Genomic DNA, 23,237 nt, shown 5'->3' with positions numbered 1-23,237 from the left:
CAAACTAGGCATCTGCAAGCGAATAAATAAATTGCGGAGGCACGAAGCTTGTTAACCAAACATCATTTTCAGCTTTAAAAAATTTGAACCCTTTTACAAACATTTCGTGACTATCAATTCGTAAAACCACAGATTTACCGTAACGACGTCCGATATCACACGCTAACGTTTCACTTTGTGTTAAATGAACATGATGCCTAGCCCCGGGTATTAGACCGTTTTTCAAAATAGAGTCAAGGAAACGTATAGCCGTTCCATGATACAAAAAATCCGGAGGTTGAATTTCAGGGTAGTTGCGATTCACCGATTCTGACGAATGTCCCTGAATTGCTCGAATATATGCTCCATCGCTGGATATCTCAAAACGCTTTTTATCACTATGAAAGACTATATTACTTATGACTTCATAGCTTAATAACTTCCCGACCCTCTCTGAACCTTTTATTAACTCATCTACATTTGCCCACCCCTCGACATCCAGCAGCAACCCAATCGACTCGGGCTTGTGACGTAACACATAACTTATAAACTTACTAAAATCTTCAAACGAGTCAGTCATCAAACACCTCAAATACAAAAAAACCTGAAAAAACTACAACAACCTTATCAAAGTCTCAACCGTTCAGGAAAAACGCTCCACTGTTCCCCCACTCCCGAGTGAGCAGCGTCCCGCCATCACCAACAGCCTACCGCGCGCGGCCATCTTTTTCTGACGATCCATCCGAGCTGGTTCTCGCAGGCTAGCAAGCGACCATCGTTCTATCACTTCAGCTTCGACTCGGTTGGAACAATCTCGGTCAACTGCTTGAAGAACGCCTTCCCGACGGCGGTCAGCGCAAGTACCGTTACGATGCACTAGGCAGGCAGATCACTCGCCAGGAAGAGTCCGGCGCGATCACACATTACCAATGGGATGCTGCCAATCGACTTGCCCAAGTAACGCTGCCCGGCGGCGCCACTCGCGCATTCAACTACAACGCCTACGGCAATGTCACTGCTGAACGTGACGAACTTGGCCGTATCACCCGCTACGAATACGCCGATAATCTCCACCTCGTCAGCCGCCGAATCAATCCCGACGGCAGCCAACTACGCTACCGCTACGACAACTCGCGTCTGTTGCTCACTGAAATCGAAAACGAGCGCGGCGAGCATTATCACCTTGATTACTACGCCAACGGCCTGATTCAACAGGAAACCGGCTTCGATGGTCGTCGGACTGCCTACGAGTACGACCTCAACGGCCAACTGCTGAAGAAAACCGAGTTCGGCGACGACGGCAGCGAACTGGTCACCGAATACCAGCGTGACGCCGCAGGTCGTTTGCTTGTAAAAACGCTGCCCGACGGCGAAGAGATTCACTACAGCTACGACGCGCTTGGCCGCCTCGTTAACGTTGACGACGGCCACTGGCCTCTCGCCTACAAATACGACCTGCAAGACCGACTCATCGAGGAGCATCAAGGCTGGGGCACTCTGCGTTACGAATACGATAGCGTCGGCCAGCTCAACCACTGCCGCTTGCCCGATGGCAGCAAACTCGATTACCGCCACCAGCCTGGCGGGCAACTCAGCAGCATCGATCTCAACGGCTCCCGCCTGACCACTCACCAGTTCAGCGCCGGTCGTGAACAGCAGCGCCAGCAAGGCTTGCTGCTCAGCCAATACCAATACGATGAACAGGGACGTCTGCAAGCGCACAGCGTTAGCCAACGGGACAAGCACCTGTTCCAGCGTCGCTACAACTACGACGCCAACGGCAACCTCGCCGGAGTCGACGACAGCCGCAAAGGCAACCGCAGCTTTCACTACGATCCGCTCGACCGATTGATTAGCGTGCGTGGCGCCACGCCAGAGAGCTTTGCCCACGACCCGGCGGGCAACCTTCTCGGACAAAATGACCTGCCCGTCGCCAACCTCGCCAACGTCAAAGGCAATCGCCTGCTGATGCAAGGCGATCGCCACTACGACTACGACGCCTACGGCAACCTGACCCGCGAAAGTCGCGGCACCGACCAAAAGCTCGTCACCGAATACCGCTACGACTGCCAACACCGCCTGATCGGCGTCAGCCTGCCGGGCGGCAGCACAGCGACCTACAAATACGACGCCTTTGGCCGCCGCATTGAAAAAACCGTCGACGGTCACGTCACCGAGTTTCTGTGGCAAGGCGAACGCCTCATCGCTGAAAGCGCCGAGAACCGCTACCGCAGCTACCTCTACGAACCGGGCACCTTCCGCCCGTTGGCAATGCTCGACGGCGAAGGCCCGCTAAAAGCGGCCCCGTTCTATTACCAACTCGACCACCTCGGCACACCGCAGGAACTGACCGACTTCAGCGGCGAAATCATGTGGTCGGCGAAGTACCGTGCCTATGGCAACCTCGCGGCGCTGGACGTCAGCGAAATCGATAACCCGCTGCGATTTCAAGGTCAGTATTTCGACGCAGAAACGGGGTTACATTACAACCGCCACCGCTACTACAATCCGGGGACTGGACGGTTCTTGACGCCGGATCCGATCAAGCTTGCGGGTGGGTTGAATAGCTACCAGTACGTGCCTAACCCTACGGGGTGGGTGGATCCGTTGGGTTTAAACTGCAAGCTAGGACAGTGCCCAGAACCTCCTAAATGGAGCGAAAAATCTGTCTTCAATAAATATCCAGAGAAGACCGTCCTGAAGACTTCAGGACCTGAGGCTCAAGCTGCATTCTTACAAGAGCATCTCCCTGGCCTGCCAAAGGAACAGGCCCAGATGATCCTTGAAGAGTCTTACAAAAAGGGGACTTCAGTCGTTATCGGCGGTAGCAGGGTCAGGGGTGATAATCATATTGGTAGCGACCTTGATGTAGGATTTGGAGACATAAACGCGAATAAAGCCGGAAAACTAGTCAAAGGACTCGAGAAAAAGTTCGAGGGCAAGGACGGTTTTCTTTCGCTTGAACAAACCAGAATCACACCCGGAAACAAAACCCAAAATATCGAAGAAATAAAATCTCCTGAAGAGTTTTTCCAACGCTCTGGAACTCGATCCGGACAGGATCAAAGAGCTGGCGAACAATACCGAGCGTCAGGTTCAATAACGCTTAAAGAAGACGGGACAATCACGTTAATACCACCAGGAGCCACACCATGATATTTAAATCCTCTGGTAACTTAGTCAATCCAAACATCGTTACCTATAGAAGTCTCGGGTTTGGCGAGGCTGCCATACTTGATACGCAGGCATATGAACTCATAATCAACCCCTGCGAGTTCCCAGAAGAATTCATGATTTATGCCAATACATTCATCGCCGAATGCAGGATTGATGATGCAGAGCAAGGATATGCGGACATCCCAGCGCTTGAAAAAATCAATTATCCGACCTTCAGCGAGCTTTTGAAAAACCATGAAAATCTAGCGACAAACCTAATCAAAGATTACTTATATTTCGAACTTTTTTACCACTTATTTCCAAACTCAGAAAATCTAAAGCTAGTTATAAACAATATCAAGGATGTGCACACAGAAGGTAAATCAATAGTAATTTCTGGTGATACATACCCATACAAAAAAATCTAACAAGACCAAACTAGCGCAGCCTGTTTACGCACACACAAAAAATATAATATCAACGGCCGATCATAAAAATACTAGCTAGATGACAACAACAGTGAGCTCGCTACCGAATGCCAACGCGACAAGTTTTGCCGCCTGCTAGTTATAACGCTTAATAGTTTCGAAGATATTTACTTGCGCTACGACGCTTTGGACCGCCTTGTAAAACGTTGAAGACGGCCATTGGCCGCTCGCCTACAAATACGACTTGCAAGATCGACTCGTCGAGGAACACCAAGGCTGGGGCAGCCTGCGCTACCAGTACGATAGCGTTGGCCAGCTCAGCCATTGCCACCTGCCGGACGGCAGCACCCTCGACTACCGACACTTATCCGGCGGGCGCCTAAGCAGTATCGATCTCAATGGCTCTCGCCTGACCACTGACCAGTTCAGCGCCGGTCGTGAACAGCAGCGCCAGCAAGGCTTGCTGCTCAGCCAATACCACTACGATGAACAGGGACGCCTCCAAGCGCACAGCGTCAGCCAGCGAGAAAAACACCTGTTCCAGGGCGCTACAACTACGACGCCAACGGCAACCTCGCCGGAATCGACGACAGCCGCAAAGGCAACCGCAGCTATCACTACGACCCGCTGGATCACCTGATCAGCGTGCACGGCGCCATGCCAGAGGGCTTCGCCCACGACCCGGCGGGCAACCTGCTCGGACAAAATGACCTGCCCGTTGCGAATCTCGCCAACGTCAAAGGCAATCGTCTGCTGATGCCCTACGGGGTGGGTCGATCCGTTAGGATTGAATACTTGTCCAGGCGGAGATAAATGTGTTCCAGGGCAAAGCGCTGAAGTACCTGAAGAAAAAGCTAAGGTAAGGGATGGAGCCCCGCCTCCTCCTGACGTTCAATGGAGAAATCATGGCAATAAACATGTGGCGCCCAAGGCTCCTTGGCCATCTGTTGTGAAATCGACCGCTAATGGAGGTGCAGCCAAATATCTACCCGGCACGGACATTGAAGCGTTAGAGCGGCACGCGTTTGTAAATGGTCAAGATGTTAACAATGGAAAGCCATGGAAAGTAATTGACATGGGAAAAACCATAGGCGCCAACGACGGAAAAGAAACGCGATACATTAGAGTGGAGTTAAGTGCAAACACCATTCATGGACATCCAATATCAGAAGAATCGTTTAGAAAATTAACGAAAAAGAAGAAATAGCTTATGAACCCTGAAAAGATAAAAAATATTGGCGGCAAGATAAATTTTGACGAATTAACCATCCTAGCCGGATCGAAAATCGCGCTTATCACAGATGAATTAAGGGAGGATCTTTTACAGGCTTCACTTCCGAATGAGCAAATAATAGACATTGGGTGGTATCCCGAATTCAGTGAACACGGTGCCTTCAGAATCTCATTAATCGCAAACCAAAACTGGGAATCACCTATATACACCGAAACGGCCAAAACTTGGGACGATCTTGAAAAAGCGTTAGATAACACGTTGGATAAAGTAAAAAAAACTTAATGCACTGACGCGCTCGCGTCGACTAGTCAACGTCGACGGCGGTCATTAGCCGTTTGCCTATGAATAGACCGACTCATCGAGGAGCACCAAGGCTGGGGCACTCTGCGCTACGAATACGATAGCGTCGGCCAGCTCAACCACTGCCGCTTGCCCGATGGCAGCAAACTCGATTACCGCCACCAGCCTGGCGGGCAACTCAGCAGCATCGATCTCAACGGCTCCCGCCTGACCAGCCACCAGTTCCGCGCCGGCCGTGAACAGCAGCGCCAGCAAGGCTTGCTGCTCAGCCAATACCAGTACGATGAACAGGGCCGCCTCCAAGCGCACAGGGTCAGCCAGCGGGAAAAACACCTGTTCCAGCGTCGCTACAACTACGACGCTAACGGCAACCTCGCCGGAATCGACGACAGCCGCAAAGGCAACCGCAGCTTTCACTACGACCCGCTGGATCGCCTGATCAGCGTGCGCGGCGCCATGCCAGAGAACTTTGCCCATGACCCGGCAGGTAACCTGCTAGGACAAAATGACCTGCCCGTCGCCAACCTCGCCAACGTCAAAGGCAATCGCCTGCTGATGCAAGGCGATCGCCACTACGACTACGACGCCTACGGCAACCTGATCCGCGAAAGTCGCGGCACCGGCCAAAAGCTCGTCACCGAATACCGCTACGACTGCCAACACCGCCTGATCGGCGTCAGCCTGCCGGGCGGCAGCACAGCAACCTACAAATACGACGCCTTTGGCCGCCGCATTGAAAAGTCAGTCGACGGTCACACCACCGAGTTTCTGTGGCAAGGCGAACGCCTCATCGCTGAAAGCGCCGGGAACCGCTACCGCAGCTACATCTACGAACCGGGCACTTTCCGCCCGCTGGCAATGCTCGACGGCGAAGGCCCGCTAAAAGCGGCCCCGTTCTATTACCAACTCGACCACCTCGGCACGCCGCAGGAACTGACCGACTACAGCGGCGAAATTATGTGGTCGGCGAAGTACCGCGCCTATGGCAACCTCGCGGCGCTGGACGTCAACGAAATCGATAACCCGCTGCGCTTCCAGGGTCAGTATTTCGACGCCGAGACAGGGTTACATTACAACCGCCACCGCTACTACAATCCGGGGACTGGCCGGTTCTTGACGCCGGATCCGATCAAGCTTGCGGGTGGGTTGAATCACTACCAGTACGTACCTAACCCTACGGGGTGGGTGGATCCGTTGGGGTTGAATAATTGTCCTGGCGACAATACGCCACCAGCGAATAGTGTAAAGGCTCCTCCCCTTGAAGCTACTATTGACGAAGGAGCGCCGCCTTTACCCAAGGCTAAGGATCAATCTGGCTACAATTCAGCTCTTTATGAACGGCTCCGGGCAAGTTATGCCGCTGATGAAATCAAAGCAGCACAGCCCGTCGGCAGCGCACTAAAAGAAGACCCGATGCATCGAGCACCAAGCTATGTTGTAGATCAAATACCAGATAAGGGTAGAGTATTTCCCCTTCGAGGTGGGGATGGTACTAACAATACGCTTACACAGATGCCTGGAACGATGAATGACAAAGCCGGTATTTTCGAGTGGATCATCAATACCAAGATGGAATTGACGCATCAAAGATTTATCCCTAACGGAAAAATAACCGGTACTCCCAATCAAATCCTTCAAAACTTCCGAGGTAGAAATTGTCTCTATTACCACTTGACGGAAACTATGTTTTTTCCAAAACGCCATGGCTGACTTGGAGTGAACTTTTGTATGGACTTGAGAAAGGTTACATCGACAACCAAGGTATTTCTAGCTTCGCTTGCAATACGCTGACAACTTCATCACCGAAAAAAGCTTATGAGCTTTCTACACTAGAGCAGCAAGAGCTATACTTGGCCCGGGACTATTTAGAATCTCTAGCGAGTAATGAGTCAACGGAAAAAGAGGAGAGGATCTCACAACCTTGGATATATTTGCTACTTTCTTATCTTTTTGAAAACAAAGGTCTTTTTTCGGATCCTCTTGAAAAAATCGAAGAACTATATGCCGACCTGGACTACCCAGAAGACATCTCATCGATTGTTAGATATATGCCTTTACCCGAGGGCGAGGTAGGCTCAGAAGAAAGACTTTACGCAAACTGGAAAAACGTCATTTCCGAATACGAAAAACTTTTTTCACATGAAAGAAACCATTACAATAAATAGCTAAACTCGCTCAGCTATCTGGCACTTTTTGTATGCAAAACTCATGAAATCCGAGTTAAACAAAAAAGGGGACAGCTTTATTTTCAAACTAAAAATCCGAAAACAAGTCTGCCCCATTTTCTTCCTTTTTTCCTATAAAAGGAAAACACAATAAAACAAGCACTCAAGAACAACGGATAGAGTTAGCGAGAGCGTTCTGACTAGTTAGGGGTAATCCATTCTTACAAGAAAATATCATTTCACGCGCGCCGAAGGTCCAAAACAATCATTAAAATTAAATCCCAAATAGGCAACCTACTCGGCGCAAAAGATCACTATTACTTTAAGGACAAAAAATGAATTTCTGGAACGACTTAGACGGAGGCTCATTCTTTAATAGAATTTTCAGTAGTCCGATCCCTATCGGTGAGGTAACGCTATTCTCCCTAAACATTGACAACAACAGACCAACAATAATCATCGAATTCGATATCAAAGAGTACCCTAAGGAACCTCCTATAAAATGGAAGCAATCGGGGTTCAATACCTGCAGGATCGGCCTTAACTGCAGCAATATCGAGGGAGTTTTTATAAAAAACATTCCCACAAAAAAAAATCTAGCCGTAACGATAAAAAATGAATACGGAAGCTACCTAGTCCGCGCAGCTAATGAGGAATCAGTTATTGAGCTCACGACAAAGCATCCTTTGCTATGCGGCCCCTCTGCCTATCTCAACTCTGAAGAGTAATATTTAAGAAGTAAATTATTCCGGCATCAAAATGAGTAATGTGCAGGCGGAGGATCACCTCGCAAAGATGAGCGCCATTACTCATTAACAACGGGATGCCTTCGACCGCCTGACCCAGGTCACCCTGCCCGGCGGCGCCACTCGCGCATTCAGCTACAACGCCTACGGCAATGTCACTGCTGAACGCGACGAACTTGGCCGTATCACCCGCTACGAATACGCCGACAATCTTCACCTCGTCAGCCGCCGCATCAAGTCGGATGGCAGCCAACTGCGCTACCGCTACGACAACTCGCGCCTGTTGCTCACTGAAATCGAAAACGAGCGCGGCGAGCACTATCACCTTGATTACTACGCCAACGGCCTGATTCAACAGGAAACCGGCTTCGATGGTCGTCGGACTGCCTACGAGTACGACCTCAACGGCCAACTGCTGAAGAAAACCGAGTTCGGCGACGACGGCAGCGAACTGGTCACCGAATACCAGCGTGACGCCGCAGGTCGTTTGCTTGTAAAAACGCTACCCGACGGCGAAGAGATTCACTACAGCTACGACGCGCTTGGCCGCCTCGTTAACGTTGACGACGGCCACTGGCCTCTCGCCTACAAATACGACCTGCAAGACCGACTCATCGAGGAGCATCAAGGCTGGGGCACTCTGCGTTACGAATACGATAGCGTCGGCCAGCTCAACCACTGCCGCTTGCCCGATGGCAGCAAACTCGATTACCGCCACCAGCCTGGCGGGCAACTCAGCAGCATCGACCTCAACGGTTCTCGCCTGACCTCTCATCAGTTCAACGCCGGTCGAGAGCAACAGCGCCAACAAGGTCTGCTGCTCAGCCAATATCAGTACGATGAACAGGGCCGCCTCCAAGCGCACAGCGTCAGCCAGCGGGAAAAGCACCTGTTCCAGCGTCGCTACAACTACGACGCCAACGGCAACCTCGCCGGAATCGATGACAGCCGCAAAGGCAACCGCAGCTATCACTACGACCCGCTGGACCGCCTGATCAGCGTGCGCGGCGCCATGCCAGAGAGCTTCGCCCATGACCCGGCAGGTAACCTGCTAGGACAAAATGACCTGCCCGTTGCGAATCTCGCCAACGTCAAAGGCAATCGCCTGCTCATGCAGGGTGATCGCCACTACGACTACGATGCCTACGGCAACCTGATCCGCGAAAGTCGCGGCACTGGCCAAAAGCTCGTCACCGAATACCGCTACGACTGCCAGCACCGCCTGATCGGCGTCAGCCTGCCAGGCGGCAGCACCGCATCCTACAAATACGATGCCTTCGGCCGCCGTATTGAAAAGTCAGTCGACGGTCACACCACCGAGTTTCTGTGGCAAGGCGAACGCCTCATCGCTGAAAGCGCCGAGAACCGCTACCGCAGCTACCTCTACGAACCGGGCACTTTCCGTCCGCTGGCAATGCTCGACGGCGAAGGCCCGCTAAAAGCGGCCCCGTTCTATTACCAACTCGACCACCTCGGCACACCGCAGGAACTGACCGACTACAGCGGCGAAATCATGTGGTCGGCGAAGTACCGCGCCTATGGCAACCTCGCGGCGCTGGACGTCAGCGAAATCGATAACCCGCTGCGTTTTCAAGGACAGTATTTCGACGCCGAGACAGGGTTACATTACAACCGCCACCGCTACTACAATCCGGGGACTGGCCGGTTCTTGACGCCGGACCCGATCAAACTTGCGGGTGGGTTGAATAGCTACCAGTACGTGCCTAACCCTACGGGGTGGGTGGATCCGTTGGGGCTTGCAAGTAAAGATTGTGAACAACCCGAACCATATGACAACTCTGCCCATAACGCTGCTAAATACGCTGCAATGAAACGGGACCTTAGAACGACTGAGGCCGCTAACCCCTTAGTCGAAAGTCTGCGATCTACCGGAGAGCTTCCTCCTAATTACGTTACTAAGGCTCAGGCTGCTCAGAGCGGATGGAAACCAGGTAAGGCAGTCAACAACAGCGTCCCCGGTAGGCAGATAGGTGGAGATATTTTCTATAATGATACAAATATCCTTCCATCAGCCTCTGGCCGAACATGGTATGAAGCCGACGTCGGCCTCAGCAACACAATGTCACGGAGCAACCAACCGGGAACCAGGTTACTCTATTCGAATGACGGCCTGCTATATATCACCAGCGATCACTATGATACCGTCAGCCCAATTGGAACATGGAAGCAATAACAAATGATAATTGAACTTGATGGCTTATCAATCTTAAACGAACAAGACTTTCATAAGCGTATAGCTTCTGCCTTTTCCGTATCGCAATACTACGGAAACAACCTAAACGCCTTATGGGACCTGCTAAGCACGAATGTGGAACGCCCGATTAATATAGTATGGCGAAATTCGAGAGACTCTAAAAAAAATCTTGGCGAAACATATGAGAAAATAATAGCGATATTCGAACGAACTAAAAACCAAGACATTTCTCTAGGCTTAGATGAAAAGTTCAACTACGAATTAAAGTAACAACCAATTTTTACTTAACCATGGCATTCTCTTGACGACAAGCACACCCCGATCAAGAGCAAAGCAAAGCAAAGCAAAGCAAAGCAAAGCAAAGCAAAGCAAAGCAAAGCAAAGCAAAGCAAAGCAAAGCAAAGCAAAGCAAAGCAAAGCAAAGCAAAGCAAAACAAAGCAAAGCAAAGCAAAGCAAAGCAAAGCAAAGCAAAGCAAAGCAAATTAGACAATGCATCCTTGCGCCTACAATTTGCCAAAATCTTCATATCAAAGCGAACTACGCCTGAATATTGCCCAATGAATTACTTGAAAAAAGAAATCGAATCAACATTGGCATAACAAAAAATAAAAAATTCAACGCCCATGATTTATCAGCACTCACAAGCGAGTTAACGTCGCTATTTTTCTCATAAAAAGCGAAAAATATGGATCCATATTTTCTGAAAAACACCAAAAAAAACACGACCCAGAATACTGGAAGACAGTTGACATACTGGAAAATTTTGAGAAGCCAATTCTCATAGTTCAAGACGACCATATTCACGCTTGGAGGCTTGAAACTACGGAAGACCTAAGAACGCTACTTTTCGAATCAACAGGCTTTCCATTCTGGATAAGCCCTGAAAACCTAAGCACATTAATATACTTAGATGATCATGACTGCGTCCACTTCGCGCAGCGAGGCCCCTAAAACAACCTCAGAGCAAACAAGCACGAGCAAATCTGTAATCAGATAGCATTTAATTATCAAGCAATGTCGAAAACAAAACTTAATCCCAATACATATTCGGGAAAATCGCCCGTGACGACCAATCCGGTGCGATCACTAATTATCAATGGGATGCCCTCGATTGCCTGACGCAGGATACCCTACCCGGAGGAGCCGCACGCGCGCTTACCTACAATCCAACGAAAAATAACAAATAAATTATGAATACTGAAAAGATAAAAAATCTTGACGGAAAGATAACTTTTGACGAATTAACCAGCCTAGACAGATCGAAAATTGCGCTCCCCACAGATAAGTTAAGGGAAGATCTATTACAGGCATCATTCCCGCACGAGCAAATAATAGACATTGGATGGTATTCCGAATTCGGTGAACACGGCGCCTTCAGAATCTCATTAATCGCAAACCAAAACTGGGAATCACCTATATACACCGAAACGGCCAAAACCTGGGAGGATCTTGAAAAAGCGTTAGATAACACGTTGGATTAAGTAAAAAAAACTTAATGCACCGACGCGCTCGTTTCGACTACTCAACGTCGACGGCGGTCATTAGCCGTTTGCCTATGAATATGACGTGCAAGACCGACTCATCGAGGAGCACCAAGGCTGGGGCACTCTGCGCTACGAATACGATAGCGTCGGCCAGCTCAAGCACTGCCGCTTGCCCGATGGCAGCAAACTCGATTACCGCCACCAGCCTGGCGGGCAACTCAGCAGCATCGACCTCAACGGTTCTCGCCTGACCTCTCATCAGTTCAACGCCGGTCGAGAGCAACAGCGCCAACAAGGTCTGCTGCTCAGCCAATACCAATACGATGAACAGGGCCGCCTCCAAGCGCACAGCGTCAGGCAGCGGGAAAAACACTTGTTCCAGCGTCGCTACAACTACGACGCGAACGGCAACCTCGCCGGAATCGACGACAGCCGCAAAGGCAACCGCAGCTATCACTACGACCCGCTGGATCGCCTGATCAGCGTGCGCGGCGCCATGCCAGAGAACTTTGCCCATGACCCGGCAGGTAACCTGCTAGGACAAAATGACCTGCCCGTCGCCAACCTCGCCAACGTCAAAGGCAATCGCCTGCTGATGCAAGGCGATCGCCACTACGACTACGACGCCTACGGCAACCTGATCCGCGAAAGTCGCGGCACCGGCCAAAAGCTCGTCACCGAATACCGCTACGACTGCCAACACCGCCTGATCGGCGTCAGCCTGCCGGGCGGCAGCACAGCAACCTACAAATACGACGCCTTTGGCCGCCGCATTGAAAAGTCAGTCGACGGTCACACCACCGAGTTTCTGTGGCAAGGCGAACGCCTCATCGCTGAAAGCGCCGAAAATCGTTATCGCAGCTACATCTACGAACCTGGCACCTTCCGCCCGCTGGCAATGCTCGACGGCGAAGGCCCGCTAAAAGCGGCCCCGTTCTACTACCAACTCGACCACCTCGGCACACCGCAGGAACTGACCGACTACAGCGGCGAAATCATGTGGTCGGCGAAGTACCGCGCCTATGGCAACCTCGCGGCGCTGGACGTCAGCGAAATCGATAACCCGCTGCGCTTCCAGGGTCAGTATTTCGACGCCGAGACAGGGTTACATTACAACCGCCACCGCTACTACAATCCGGGGACTGGACGGTTCTTGACGCCGGATCCGATCAAGCTTGCGGGTGGGTTGAATAGCTACCAGTACGTGCCTAATCCTACGGGGTGGGTGGATCCGTTAGGATTGAGTAGTAACTGCCCGGATGATAATAAACAACCGCAGGCAGCTAGCCCTGGGTCTACTACGGATAACGTTGTAAAACAGGCAGGACCTTCGGCGCCTCCGGAGCCACCGCCTATTGGTCAGGGCTATCACAACGAAGTTTATGGTAGCAAACCTGTAAAACAACAAGATGCGGTGAAGCGATGGGAAGATTTTTTAGGTGACGGGCCCTACACCAATATCCATCCGAGGACCGGACTGCCGGACAACGACAGGATCGTTTCGGCCGACGGCAAGAGGAGTATTCGATATGGTGCGCATGAAATGAATAGCAAACCCAACAAGCACCATTACCATGAAGAAACGTGGACCCCGGATTTAATCAATAACGTGATGAACGTCGACAATACGGTGATACGAGTTCCGCTAGGATCGAAATAAATGAATATCACAATAACCAAGATAATCAGAAACAGCGCTAACGAAACACAGATAGAATATTCGTCAGCCTACGGAACCGGAGTTTCCACATTTATAGGTCCGCCACCTAAAAAAGACCAAGCACTTGACGTTGAAATCGATATCAATGACAACTTTTCTTGGGGGAAAAATTTATTAATATCCCAAAAAAAAGCGCCCTCCATATATTACAAAAATGGTGAAACCTTTATTACAGCGGAGTTATTGACTATTGAAGATGACGGCTGCGGCGTATTAAAAATTGGCGATTGTATAGCCCTAATATCTGTCGAAAAACAAAACCAGACTTTCCCTTTGTTCGTCGATATGATATCGACGGACATTTCATTTTACCCAAACAACCTGTAAACAAAAAAAACTGGATCAAACCTAATTCTTAAATCTGTCCCCTTTTCTACTCAGGTGGGTTGAATAACTACCAGTACGTGCCTAACCCTACGGGGTGGGTGGATCCGTTGGGGCTGAGTTGCAAACCAGGCGCATGTCCAAAAGTTAAATCGATAAATCCCAACGAAGTTCGCTTTTCCCAAAACAGTCTTTCCTATAATAAAGTCGACAGAACGACCGGAGAAAACTTTAGTTATGACGATCTCGTAAGCTCAATGAAGAGGAACGGATGGCAGGGTGAGCCTATTGATGTAGTGCGCATGCCCGACGGCCATCTTACAAGTATGTATAATACTCGAGTTAGAGCTGCACGCGAGGCTGGTATCAACGTAGAAGCTAGAGAATGGAAGCTAAACGATCCGTTATCTGAAAGCAATAAAGAGCGATTCGAAGTCAATGATGTAATGCCTGATACTTGGGGTGAAGCATTGCAACTCAGAATCCATAAGCAAAAGCCTAAAAGATTTGGCAATGAAAATCCATATGGATCTCAGGAACTACCCAAACTGACGGAAAAAAAATGACTGTATATTTAGATATTGACAAACTGCCCAACTATCCCTTCCCGAGAAAGTTTATCGAGTTCGCACAAACGGAACCGAAAATTGACATTGAGCCATGGTGGCTACTTGTCCACAAAGAAGGAAAAATCAATAGCTGGCATAATAAACTTAAAGAACTCTATCCCAAACGTACGCTGGTACCATTTGCCAAATTCAGCGCAAACGATGATATTGCATGTTTTGATGCGGAAGATCTCTCTGGAAATCCTAGAGTTCTAATAATCCATGCATATGCATCCGAAGGGTGGGAACTACATAACGAGTACCCCCACTTTACTGACTGGCTAAAAAGAGCCATTGATATGCACAACGAGTGGAATGAAGAAGAATAGTCATGTTACAGATAACAATTCAATCCGATAGATCTATAAATTGTGGAGGCACAGTCAATGTGAGCCAAACATTATTCTCCGCCCTAAAGAACTTGAACCCACTTAAAAACATTCGATTGCTTTTTATACGTAAAACTACGGGTCTACCGTAACGTAGACCAACATCGCGCGCTAATACCTCATTTTCGGTCAAATGAACATGATGCCTAGCTCCCTGTAATAGTCCTTCTTTCCGGATAGAATCCAGGAAGCGCGTGGCTGTGCCGTGATATAAAAATTCCGGAGGTTCTAGTTCAGAGTATTTTCGCTCCACCGACTCTGACGAATGCCCCTGTACTGCTCGAATATTTTTCCCACTCACGGATATCTCGAAACGTTTTTTATCACTGCGCGACACAATGTTAGTTATAACTTCATAGCTTATTGCCTTTCCCGCCCCCTCCGCACCTTTCACTAATGCATCTATGCTTGCCCACCCCTCAACATCCAACTGCAAGCCAATTGCTTCAGGCTTGTGACGCAACACATAACTTACAAACTTACTGAGCTCTTCAAGTGAATCATTCATATAACACCCTAAACACGAAAACCTTAGAACACTGATAAACAATTATCAGAAACGTTCACAGAGCCAAATAAATACGGCAACCTCTTCCATCTTTTAATATACCATAAGGAACCATGGTCCTGACCATTCAAAGTTTAGCCTTTGGATCTGCGATTAGAACGTTATCGACCGCTGCCTACTTAATAGCGGCTAGCCATCAAAAGGCGCAACCCCGATCGCCATCAGCGATAGCTATGGCAACCGCTAGCAAGTTACTCGCGAAATCCATGGTCGCATCAAACGTCTCGACAACGGTGCCGGCCGCGGCGTTCTACTGGGAATGGGAAAACGAAGGCAAACTGTCTCGGTGTACACGTCACTGGGCCAACTTTTCCCAGATGGAAGCGCAATACGCCTGGAACGACAAAGGCAGCGTTACCGTAACCAACGCCGATGGTAGCGAAGAGGTCTACACCCACGATGATCAGGCGCGACTGATCAGCAAGATTGACCCCGATGGTGCCGAGCATCAAAAAGCCTATAACGACAAGGGTCAATTGATCGCGGAAAAGGACCCATTGGGCGCCGTTACCGAATACCGCTACGACGACAACGGACTGATGACCGCTGTCATCCCCCCAGAAGACGAAGCTACGACTTACGAATATATCAACGGTTTCGTCAGCGATGTTCGTCGCGGCAAAGCCAGTTGGAAGTATCAACGCAACCGACAGGGTGATGTCACTGCGCAGATTGACTCAGTCTTCGCCTAGTTCCCAAACCCGCAGGCAAAAAAATCGCAGCATCAAGCTGCGATCTCTTAAGTTTCAAATGGCCGCCAACCGCACCTGCCTCTCCAACTCCACCTTCAACCCCGGCTCCAGCTTCAACTGCCGCGCCAGTTCATCCAGATAGCTCTTCTCCATAAAATTCTCCTCATCCACCAACATCACACTGGCGATGTACATCTCCGCCGCCATTTCCGGCGTGCTCGCGGCGCGTGCGACGTCGGTAGGATCGAGGGGTTTGTTGAGTTCGGCGTGGAGCCAGTGTTGCAGTTCCTGGTCGTTGTCGAGTTTGGTGAATTCGCCTTCGATCAGTTCGCGCTCGCGCTCGTCGATGTGGCCGTCGGCTTTGGCGGCGGCGACCAGAGCTTTGAGGATGGCCTGGCTGTGTTGTTCGACTTGTGCCGGTGGCAGGCGGTCGAGGGTTTGCGGTTCGGTTTGGGGGGCGCTGCCTTTTTGCGCGTTGTAGTTGCCGTAGGCCTTGTAGGCCAGCACGCCGAGTGCGGCGAGGCCGCCGTAGATGGCGACTTTGCCGCCGACCTTGCGCACTTTTTTGTTACCGAGCAGCAGGCCCATGGCGCCGGCCGCCAGTGCGCCTCCGCCTGCGCCGGAGAGCAGGCCGCCGAGACCGCTGGCGCCTGACGAGCCGCCGAGCAGGCCACCCAGCCCGCCAGCAGCCGATTTGTTCGATGCGCCGCCAGCCTTGTTCTGCAGCAGATCCTGGCCGGATTTGAGCAGTTGATCGAGCAATCCACGGGTGTTCATGTTCCGCCTCCAAACAGGGGTTAACCGGATCTATAAGGCCCTCAGCCTAGTGCGAAAGTGCCCGAAGCGGCCGGGCGAGTGTGCTTCGAGATGTTGCTCGCGCTCGCGTCTGACCTTGAAAAATCCGATCTACACTTCAGTCCAGCGCGAAATTTCCATCGCCGTTGTCGAGATGCGCCCGATCGACCACGCTCTTGTGACCGGGTTGTCGGTCGACGAGACCGTCGTCAGGAGTGAGCTTGCTCGCGAAGAGGCCGTCACATTCGGCGGTGATGTCGCCTGACACACCGCCTTCGCGAGCAGGCTCGCTCCCACAGTTTTCAAACCGGTTTCGGCAGAACAATAGAGGACAAACCCATGCAAACCCGACTCTTGATCAACGGACAATTGGTCAACGGCGAAGGCCCTGCGCAATCGGTGCTCAACCCGGCGCTGGGCGAAGTGCTGGTGGACATCAATGAAGCCAGCGAAGCCCAGGTCGATGCTGCCGTGCGCGCCGCCGACAACGCTTTTGCCGAGTGGTCGCAAACCGCGCCGAAAGACCGCTCGCGGCTGTTGCTCAAACTCGCCGACGCCATCGAAGCCCATGGCGAGGAACTGGCGAAACTCGAATCCGACAATTGCGGCAAACCCTACAATGCCGCACTCAACGACGAGATCCCGGCGATTGCCGATGTGTTCCGTTTCTTCGCCGGCGCCAGCCGTTGCATGAGCGGTTCGGCCGCTGGCGAATATTTGCCCGGTCACACTTCGATGATCCGTCGCGACCCGGTCGGGGTGATCGCCTCCATCGCGCCGTGGAATTACCCGCTGATGATGGTCGCCTGGAAAATCGCCCCGGCGCTGGCCGCCGGTAATACCGTGGTGCTCAAGCCGTCGGAACAAACCCCGCTGACGGCGTTGCGTCTGGCCGAACTGGCGTCGGATATTTTCCCAGCCGGTGTACTCAATCTGGTGTTCGGCCGGGGCGCTACCGTCGGCAGTCCACTGGTCAGCCATCCGAAAGTACGCATGGTTTCGCTGACCGGTTCGACCGCCACCGGATCGAACATCATTTCCAGCACGGCCGACAGCGTTAAACGCCTGCATATGGAATTGGGTGGCAAGGCGCCGGTGATCATCTTCGATGACGCCGACCTCAACGCGGCGGTGGACGGCATTCGTACCTTCGGGTTCTACAATGCCGGGCAGGACTGCACCGCCGCGTGCCGGATCTACGCGCAACAAGGGATTTACGACAAATTCGTTGAAAAACTCGGCGCGGCGGTCAGCACGATCAAATACGGCATGCAGGATGATCCCTCCACCGAGTTGGGCCCACTGATCACTGCACAACACCGCGACCGCGTCGCCGCTTTCGTCGAGCGCGCCGTGGCGCAGCCGCATATTCGGTTGATCACCGGCGGCAAGGCTGTCGAAGGCAATGGGTTCTTCTTCGAACCCACGGTGCTGGCCGACGCGCAGCAGGATGACGAAATCGTCCGCCGTGAAGTGTTCGGTCCAGTGGTTTCGGTGACCAAATTTACCGATGAAGCACAAGCGCTTGAGTGGGCCAACGATTCCGACTACGGCCTCGCCTCCTCCGTCTGGACCGCCGACACAGGACGTTCGCATCGCCTTTCAGCGCGGCTGCAGTACGGCTGCACCTGGGTCAACACGCACTTCATGCTCGTCAGCGAAATGCCCCACGGCGGTCAGAAAATGTCCGGATACGGCAAGGACATGTCGATGTATGGGCTGGAGGACTACACCACGGTTCGGCATGTGATGTTCAGGCACTGAGGTCAACAACTTCCGAGCAGGCTGGCACTACCTATGATCGGCACTTCTCTGTGAGAGCGAGCCTGTTAGCGAAGAACTCGGTTTGGCTCAACGCCCCCTATTTGAGCCCTCACAGACAGGCTGCCGAGGGTCAGAAAGCCAAGAACAATCATTAGAAGGAAAGCTCCGCCTGATCATGTTTCAGTAAGGAAATACGATCAAACAACCGGATTTTTTCGTTGGCTTTTTGCCTGGCGTGATCGGACATGACTGCAATCAACTCTTCGAGCTGACTGACGTCCCCGACCACTTTGAACTGCTTTTCCTTGTTGACGAATACCAGCGACTTCTTTTTTCTCGACAACAGTTCAATAACGTTGCTGAGCGTACCGGTACTCTTGGCATCCCATATCATTAGCCCGTAATCAGCCGCTTCGGCCATGACCAGGTCTTTTTCGGTGAAAAAGGCTCTCGATCCCTTGGAATGTTTTGAGACCACGGTCCTGGCGGGCCACCGCCCAAGGTTGTTCCTCGGTACCGAACCGCTGCAAAAGACCGTTGTTCTGGATCCTTCGAGGCTCAGTAGGTACTCCTGAATCGAGGTGTCTGCGCCACCCGCATCACCCACTACCACCTCAAACTCGGACGCCACGATATTACTGATGCGCTCCTTTACCTTGGGATCAAGGTTCTTGATATTGATAGAGCCGGCAATAAATACAGTCGTCATTGAGTTCACTTCCAGGTTAGCGCTGCAACGTAAATTTTCCTCACCTTCGGATATTTACGCAAAACAGCGCAGGCCGCGTCCATCGACGCGCCACTATCAAACAAATCGTCTACAACCAAAACATTCCAGCGCCCATCGGTGGTGATTTCATCATTGACGCTGAAACTATCTCCAATCGCGGCAACCTTGTCGGCTTTGGAATGCAAATCCTTGAGCGTCTTCCCTGTGTTCGCTTTCCGAAGCAAATCCGAGAAAACCGGCCGCCCGATAATTCGTCCTAACGCCAGAGCGACCTCAGTAACAGGTTGTCGCTGACGAATCTTTGAAGCAGGCATAGGCACCACGAAACCTACCTGATCCAGTTTTGGAAAAACATTCGTCGCAACGGCTTGGGCAAGTGGGCTGACCTGCGTCCAATCCTTCTGGTATTTGAGCTGGTAGGTCGCCTCGCCAACTTCAGTGCGCTGATTATCGAAGCATGGATGTCCGCGTTCATCGTTGCCAAGAAAGGTACTACTTACCATGTGTTTGTCCAGCACCCAACCCTGATCCCAAGGGCCGTTGATCTGTCTGAGGGAAACCTTCATTGAACTCTCCGTTAGTCATGGAAATCCTTCGAGCCTGAAACGAGGGCCCAGCACCGGCAGCGGTGCGCAAGATTTCCACAAATAACGGAAAAAACACGGCTCAGGGATAGCCTCGCTGGCGAGGGCGTAAAAACAGGCATTTCCTACAGATGCAGCCTTCCTGAAAAAGCTCAATTTCCTACGCTGTGCGGCGAAAGAGTAGACTTGTCGCCGCAAGTGCCTGACCGATAGGCTTTACCCGTCGCTGCAAACTCAGCGACCCGGGGTCGAAGCCGGAAACTGTCAAAACGGTGCTTGCATGCCCTCCATTGAACTGCTGATTGTTCACAACTTCAGTTCTGCTTTATGGCGGGCCGTGTGGCGCGGGCCTTCCGGCTTTACCGTTTCGACAGGAAGTAACCCGACTTCGAACGCCATTCGGCTCGCCACCCAATTTTTCGAAGAATTGGTGGCGGCTTTCCAACTCGAAACGGAAGTCACTACATGTCTACGCAAATCCAGAATGCTCCGTCGACGCACTTCACCCCCACCATCTTCACCCGCCACAACCGCTTCCTTCATGCTTTTATGCAGGAACACGAGATATGGTTCTGTGTTCAGGACCTTGGGCGCCTGATGGGTTACCACCTCAACGAACGTCTCACCCTGAAACTCGATCCCGACCAGCGTCGCAATGTGCTATTGCGAAAGAACGGCGAAATCGTCGATTGCGCGATGGTCAGCGAGTCTGGGCTGTTCGCCCTGCTCATCCATCACTTCGTCCCGGAAAACCGTCACCTGCGCCAATGGTTGAGCCATGAAGTCATTCCGATGCTGCGCGAAGTGCAATCGAATCCTGTGGACAATCAACCGAGCCTCAGTTCGATGCACTGGGCAGGCGTCACCGTGCCATTGCTGCACTGGCAACAGCAGGCGTGGGTCAAATGGCGTGATGTACCGGACTTGATGCACGGCCAGCAACCGTATCCGGTCCGCTAAACCAGAAGGCCTTGTAGCGAGGAAGCTTTCGCCCTCGCTACAAGGCCAGCCTGCAAACCATCTAGCCAGTTGAATGGCCATCGATATAGGCCTCGCCGATGCCGACGCGAGTGGCTGACTGATCTGGCCGCCGTAAAAGCCAAATGGCTTTCACGGCTCCCGCCCCAGCTTTAAAACCGCGAAACACTCCGCATCGCATCCACCAGATACCTCATCGCAATCCGGTCATTCTCGGAAAGCTCTCGATAACGCTCGACCAGTTTCAATTCTTCCGAACTGAGCCGGCGTCTTCTGCGCCCGATGCCCAAGCATGGAAAGATTCCTAACATTTCGGTGATGCCGTGTATTTTTGCCATGGACGATGTCCTTCTCTGATGAGTCAAGAAACTGCTGAACCTCACATCGCCCTGCCTCTTTTGAGCAGTGTCGTGTGCCCCGCCGACACGAAGGCTTGTATCCGGTCTTGCCCATAGAATAGGAATTAAATCAGCGCTGAAAAGCAGTTTTTAGAGTAATTAATCGAAAAAAGCAGTTATGCCCTCTAAATCAGAGGGCCCTGTCAGAAAAATTACAGACATGTCTTGTTTCATTGCCAGCTGATGCCTTGCAAACAAGGCTTTTTGCTCGACAATCGAACCGATTAAGCTAGCGGGCATCTGTTTATAGTCCGTTGCGTTTGGCCGAAGGCATGACCGAACCGTAATTTCCGATCCGCTACGTGCCAGGAACGGCACGGGATTGCACACGACAGGTTGTATATATGCATCGCAGGAATTTGCTCAAAGCGTCCATGGCCATTGCGGCCTACACCGGTCTTTCGGCCACTGGCCTGCTGGCCACCCGTGCCTGGGCGGCCAATGGCGGCGCCGCCGATGGCGAGGCGCAGGCGTTCGATTTCGAAGCGCTCAAGCGTCAGGCCAAGCAACTGGCCGGCAGCGCCTATCAGGATACGAAACAGGTGTTGCCGCCCACCCTGGCGACGATGACGCCGCAGAATTTCAACGCGATCCGCTACGACGGCGAGCACTCCCTGTGGAAGGAAAACAAGGGCCAGCTGGATGTGCAGTTCTTCCACGTCGGCATGGGTTTCCGCCAGCCGGTGCGTATGTACAGCGTTGATCCGAAATCGCGCATGGCGCGCGAGGTGCATTTCCGTCCGGCGTTGTTCAACTACGAGAACACCTCGGTCGACACCCAGCAGTTGAAAGGCGATCTGGGTTTCGCCGGGTTCAAACTGTTCAAGGCGCCGGAACTCGATCGGCATGACGTGGTGTCGTTTCTCGGTGCGAGTTATTTCCGTGCCGTCGATGCGACTGGCCAATATGGCCTCTCGGCGCGCGGGCTGGCGATCGACACCTACGCCAGGAAACGCGAAGAATTCCCCGACTTCACCAAATTCTGGTTCGAGACGCCGGACAAGAACGCCACGCGTTTTGTGGTCTACGCCTTGCTCGACTCGCCGAGTGCCACCGGTGCCTATCGCTTTGATATCGATTGCCAGGCCGAACGCGTGGTGATGGAAATCGACGCGCACATCAATGCGCGTACCGCCATTGAACAGTTGGGCATTTCGCCGATGACCAGCATGTTCAGCTGTGGCACCCACGAGCGGCGTATGTGCGACACCATTCATCCGCAAATCCACGACTCGGATCGCCTGGCCATGTGGCGCGGCAACGGCGAGTGGATCTGCCGCCCGCTGAACAACCCGGCCACCCTGCAATTCAACGCCTTTGCCGACAAGGATCCGAAGGGCTTCGGCCTGGTGCAGACCGACCACGAATTCGCCAATTATCAGGACACCGTCGACTGGTATAGCAAACGTCCAAGCCTGTGGGTCGAACCGACTACCCCGTGGGGCGAAGGCTCGATCGACTTGCTGGAAATCCCTACCACCGGCGAGACGCTGGACAACATCGTGGCGTTCTGGACGCCGAAAAAACCGGTGGCCGCCGGCGATTCGCTGAATTATGGCTACAAGCTCTACTGGAGCGCCTTGCCGCCCGTGGGCACGCCGTTGGCACGGGTGCACGCGACTCGCTCCGGCATGGGTGGTTTCACAGAGGGCTGGGCACCGGGCGAGCATTACCCGAAGGTGTGGGCGCGACGCTTTGCCGTGGACTTCACCGGCGGCGGTCTCGAGCGCTTGCCGCAGGGCACCGGGATCGAACCGGTGGTGACCTGCTCGAACGGCAAGGTGCAGGACTTCAGCGTGCTGGTGCTGGATGACATCAAGGGTTACCGGATCCTGTTCGACTGGTACCCGACCAACGACAGCGTCGAACCGGTGGAACTGCGCCTGTTTATCCGCACCAATGACCGCACGTTGAGCGAGACCTGGTTGTACCAGTACTTCCCGCCGGCGCCGGACAAGCGCAAATATCCTTAAGGATTT

General features: G+C 52.2%; 20 protein-coding genes and 7 pseudogenes. 21 read left to right on the top strand and 6 right to left on the bottom strand.

Annotated features, from left to right (window positions below; all coding sequences use genetic code 11):
- Positions 1 to 4: 4 nt before the first annotated feature.
- On the bottom strand, positions 5 to 559 hold the full coding sequence (locus BLU52_RS03760; RefSeq protein ID WP_197677953.1) for an RNA 2'-phosphotransferase: 555 nt from the start codon (positions 557 to 559) through the stop codon (positions 5 to 7).
- Positions 560 to 774: 215 nt separating this feature from the next.
- On the opposite strand from BLU52_RS03760, the pseudogene BLU52_RS03755 reads away from it, so the two are divergent.
- From BLU52_RS03755 to BLU52_RS03690, 16 genes and pseudogenes are all read left to right on the top strand, one after another.
- Positions 775 to 3,135: pseudogene (locus BLU52_RS03755) on the top strand (RHS repeat-associated core domain-containing protein); the annotation flags it as partial.
- The gene (locus BLU52_RS03750; RefSeq protein WP_090281951.1) at positions 3,132 to 3,563 is read left to right on the top strand and encodes a hypothetical protein; all 432 of its coding nucleotides are present in this window, start codon (positions 3,132 to 3,134) and stop codon (positions 3,561 to 3,563) included. The pseudogene BLU52_RS03755 and the gene BLU52_RS03750, both read left to right, overlap by 4 nt.
- An 81-nt stretch (positions 3,564 to 3,644) precedes the next feature.
- Positions 3,645 to 4,322, top strand: a pseudogene (locus BLU52_RS26920) (RHS repeat domain-containing protein); the annotation flags it as partial.
- A 28-nt stretch (positions 4,323 to 4,350) separates the two neighbouring features.
- Complete coding sequence (locus BLU52_RS26615) at positions 4,351 to 4,770, top strand: hypothetical protein (RefSeq protein ID WP_157720675.1); 420 nt, start codon at positions 4,351 to 4,353, stop codon at positions 4,768 to 4,770.
- 3 nt (positions 4,771 to 4,773) lie between these two features.
- The gene (locus tag BLU52_RS03740) at positions 4,774 to 5,079 is read left to right on the top strand and encodes a hypothetical protein (RefSeq protein WP_090281950.1); all 306 of its coding nucleotides are present in this window, start codon (positions 4,774 to 4,776) and stop codon (positions 5,077 to 5,079) included.
- A 66-nt stretch (positions 5,080 to 5,145) separates the two neighbouring features.
- Positions 5,146 to 6,807 (top strand): annotated as a pseudogene (locus BLU52_RS26870) (RHS repeat domain-containing protein); the annotation flags it as partial.
- Between the two features lie 14 nt (positions 6,808 to 6,821).
- Positions 6,822 to 7,262 carry a DUF2247 family protein gene (locus BLU52_RS03730; RefSeq protein ID WP_167359885.1) on the top strand — a complete coding sequence of 147 codons (441 nt, stop codon included), beginning with the start codon at positions 6,822 to 6,824 and terminating at the stop codon, positions 7,260 to 7,262.
- 335 nt (positions 7,263 to 7,597) lie between these two features.
- Positions 7,598 to 7,990, top strand: coding sequence for an Imm50 family immunity protein (locus BLU52_RS03725; RefSeq protein ID WP_090281948.1), 393 nt, complete (start codon positions 7,598 to 7,600; stop codon positions 7,988 to 7,990).
- Positions 7,991 to 8,078: 88 nt separating this feature from the next.
- A pseudogene (locus BLU52_RS03720) lies at positions 8,079 to 10,202 on the top strand (RHS repeat-associated core domain-containing protein); the annotation flags it as partial.
- Positions 10,203 to 10,205: 3 nt separating this feature from the next.
- Positions 10,206 to 10,493: a barstar family protein gene (locus BLU52_RS03715; protein WP_090281947.1), complete on the top strand. Its 288-nt coding sequence runs from the start codon at positions 10,206 to 10,208 to the stop codon at positions 10,491 to 10,493.
- 31 nt (positions 10,494 to 10,524) lie between these two features.
- A complete protein-coding gene (locus BLU52_RS26605) occupies positions 10,525 to 10,710 on the top strand; it encodes a hypothetical protein (protein WP_157720672.1) in 186 nt (61 codons plus the stop codon).
- 704 nt (positions 10,711 to 11,414) lie between these two features.
- Positions 11,415 to 11,705: a hypothetical protein gene (locus tag BLU52_RS03705; RefSeq protein WP_090281945.1), complete on the top strand. Its 291-nt coding sequence runs from the start codon at positions 11,415 to 11,417 to the stop codon at positions 11,703 to 11,705.
- 34 nt (positions 11,706 to 11,739) lie between these two features.
- Positions 11,740 to 12,967, top strand: a pseudogene (locus BLU52_RS03700) (RHS repeat domain-containing protein); the annotation flags it as partial.
- A 401-nt stretch (positions 12,968 to 13,368) separates the two neighbouring features.
- A complete protein-coding gene (locus BLU52_RS03695; protein ID WP_090281944.1) occupies positions 13,369 to 13,755 on the top strand; it encodes a hypothetical protein in 387 nt (128 codons plus the stop codon).
- 38 nt (positions 13,756 to 13,793) lie between these two features.
- A pseudogene (locus BLU52_RS26600) lies at positions 13,794 to 14,318 on the top strand (type IV secretion protein Rhs); the annotation flags it as partial.
- Positions 14,315 to 14,689, top strand: a complete 375-nt coding sequence (locus BLU52_RS03690; RefSeq protein ID WP_090281943.1) for a hypothetical protein — start codon at positions 14,315 to 14,317, stop codon at positions 14,687 to 14,689. The pseudogene BLU52_RS26600 and the gene BLU52_RS03690, both read left to right, overlap by 4 nt.
- Positions 14,690 to 14,708: 19 nt before the next feature.
- Here the strand turns inward: BLU52_RS03690 and BLU52_RS03685 are convergent, their stop codons facing one another.
- A complete protein-coding gene (locus BLU52_RS03685) occupies positions 14,709 to 15,257 on the bottom strand; it encodes an RNA 2'-phosphotransferase (RefSeq protein ID WP_090281942.1) in 549 nt (182 codons plus the stop codon).
- A 196-nt stretch (positions 15,258 to 15,453) separates the two neighbouring features.
- Here BLU52_RS03685 and BLU52_RS03680 point away from each other — a divergent pair.
- Positions 15,454 to 15,994 (top strand): annotated as a pseudogene (locus tag BLU52_RS03680) (hypothetical protein); the annotation flags it as partial.
- A 69-nt stretch (positions 15,995 to 16,063) separates the two neighbouring features.
- Here the strand turns inward: BLU52_RS03680 and BLU52_RS03675 are convergent.
- Positions 16,064 to 16,786 carry a tellurite resistance TerB family protein gene (locus tag BLU52_RS03675; protein ID WP_090281940.1) on the bottom strand — a complete coding sequence of 241 codons (723 nt, stop codon included), beginning with the start codon at positions 16,784 to 16,786 and terminating at the stop codon, positions 16,064 to 16,066.
- A 115-nt stretch (positions 16,787 to 16,901) separates the two neighbouring features.
- Between BLU52_RS03675 and BLU52_RS26595 the strand changes: the two genes are divergently transcribed.
- Positions 16,902 to 17,069, top strand: a complete 168-nt coding sequence (locus BLU52_RS26595) for a hypothetical protein (RefSeq protein WP_157720670.1) — start codon at positions 16,902 to 16,904, stop codon at positions 17,067 to 17,069.
- A 74-nt stretch (positions 17,070 to 17,143) separates the two neighbouring features.
- Positions 17,144 to 18,568: a gamma-aminobutyraldehyde dehydrogenase gene (locus BLU52_RS03665; protein WP_090281938.1), complete on the top strand. Its 1,425-nt coding sequence runs from the start codon at positions 17,144 to 17,146 to the stop codon at positions 18,566 to 18,568.
- Positions 18,569 to 18,719: 151 nt separating this feature from the next.
- Here BLU52_RS03665 and BLU52_RS03660 read toward each other — a convergent pair whose 3' ends face one another.
- Both BLU52_RS03660 and BLU52_RS03655 read right to left on the bottom strand, forming a co-directional pair.
- Entirely contained in the window at positions 18,720 to 19,277 is a 558-nt protein-coding gene (locus BLU52_RS03660) for a hypothetical protein (protein WP_090281937.1), read from the bottom strand.
- A gap of 5 nt (positions 19,278 to 19,282) precedes the next feature.
- Positions 19,283 to 19,864 (bottom strand): ComF family protein, encoded by a 582-nt coding sequence (locus tag BLU52_RS03655; protein ID WP_090281936.1) that lies wholly within the window; start codon positions 19,862 to 19,864, stop codon positions 19,283 to 19,285.
- A gap of 483 nt (positions 19,865 to 20,347) precedes the next feature.
- Between BLU52_RS03655 and BLU52_RS03650 the strand changes: the two genes are divergently transcribed.
- Positions 20,348 to 20,842 carry a BRO-N domain-containing protein gene (locus BLU52_RS03650; protein ID WP_090281935.1) on the top strand — a complete coding sequence of 165 codons (495 nt, stop codon included), beginning with the start codon at positions 20,348 to 20,350 and terminating at the stop codon, positions 20,840 to 20,842.
- A 170-nt stretch (positions 20,843 to 21,012) separates the two neighbouring features.
- Here the strand turns inward: BLU52_RS03650 and BLU52_RS03645 are convergent, their stop codons facing one another.
- Positions 21,013 to 21,198: a hypothetical protein gene (locus BLU52_RS03645; protein WP_090281934.1), complete on the bottom strand. Its 186-nt coding sequence runs from the start codon at positions 21,196 to 21,198 to the stop codon at positions 21,013 to 21,015.
- A 404-nt stretch (positions 21,199 to 21,602) separates the two neighbouring features.
- Between BLU52_RS03645 and BLU52_RS03640 the strand changes: the two genes are divergently transcribed.
- Positions 21,603 to 23,231: a glucan biosynthesis protein D gene (locus BLU52_RS03640; protein ID WP_090281933.1), complete on the top strand. Its 1,629-nt coding sequence runs from the start codon at positions 21,603 to 21,605 to the stop codon at positions 23,229 to 23,231.
- Positions 23,232 to 23,237 lie beyond the last annotated feature (6 nt).

The sequence above is a fragment of the Pseudomonas granadensis genome (assembly GCF_900105485.1).
Lineage (GTDB): Bacteria > Pseudomonadota > Gammaproteobacteria > Pseudomonadales > Pseudomonadaceae > Aquipseudomonas > Aquipseudomonas granadensis.
Note: the sequence above shows the minus strand (reverse complement) of the source record. Positions and strands in the feature narration are given on the sequence as shown.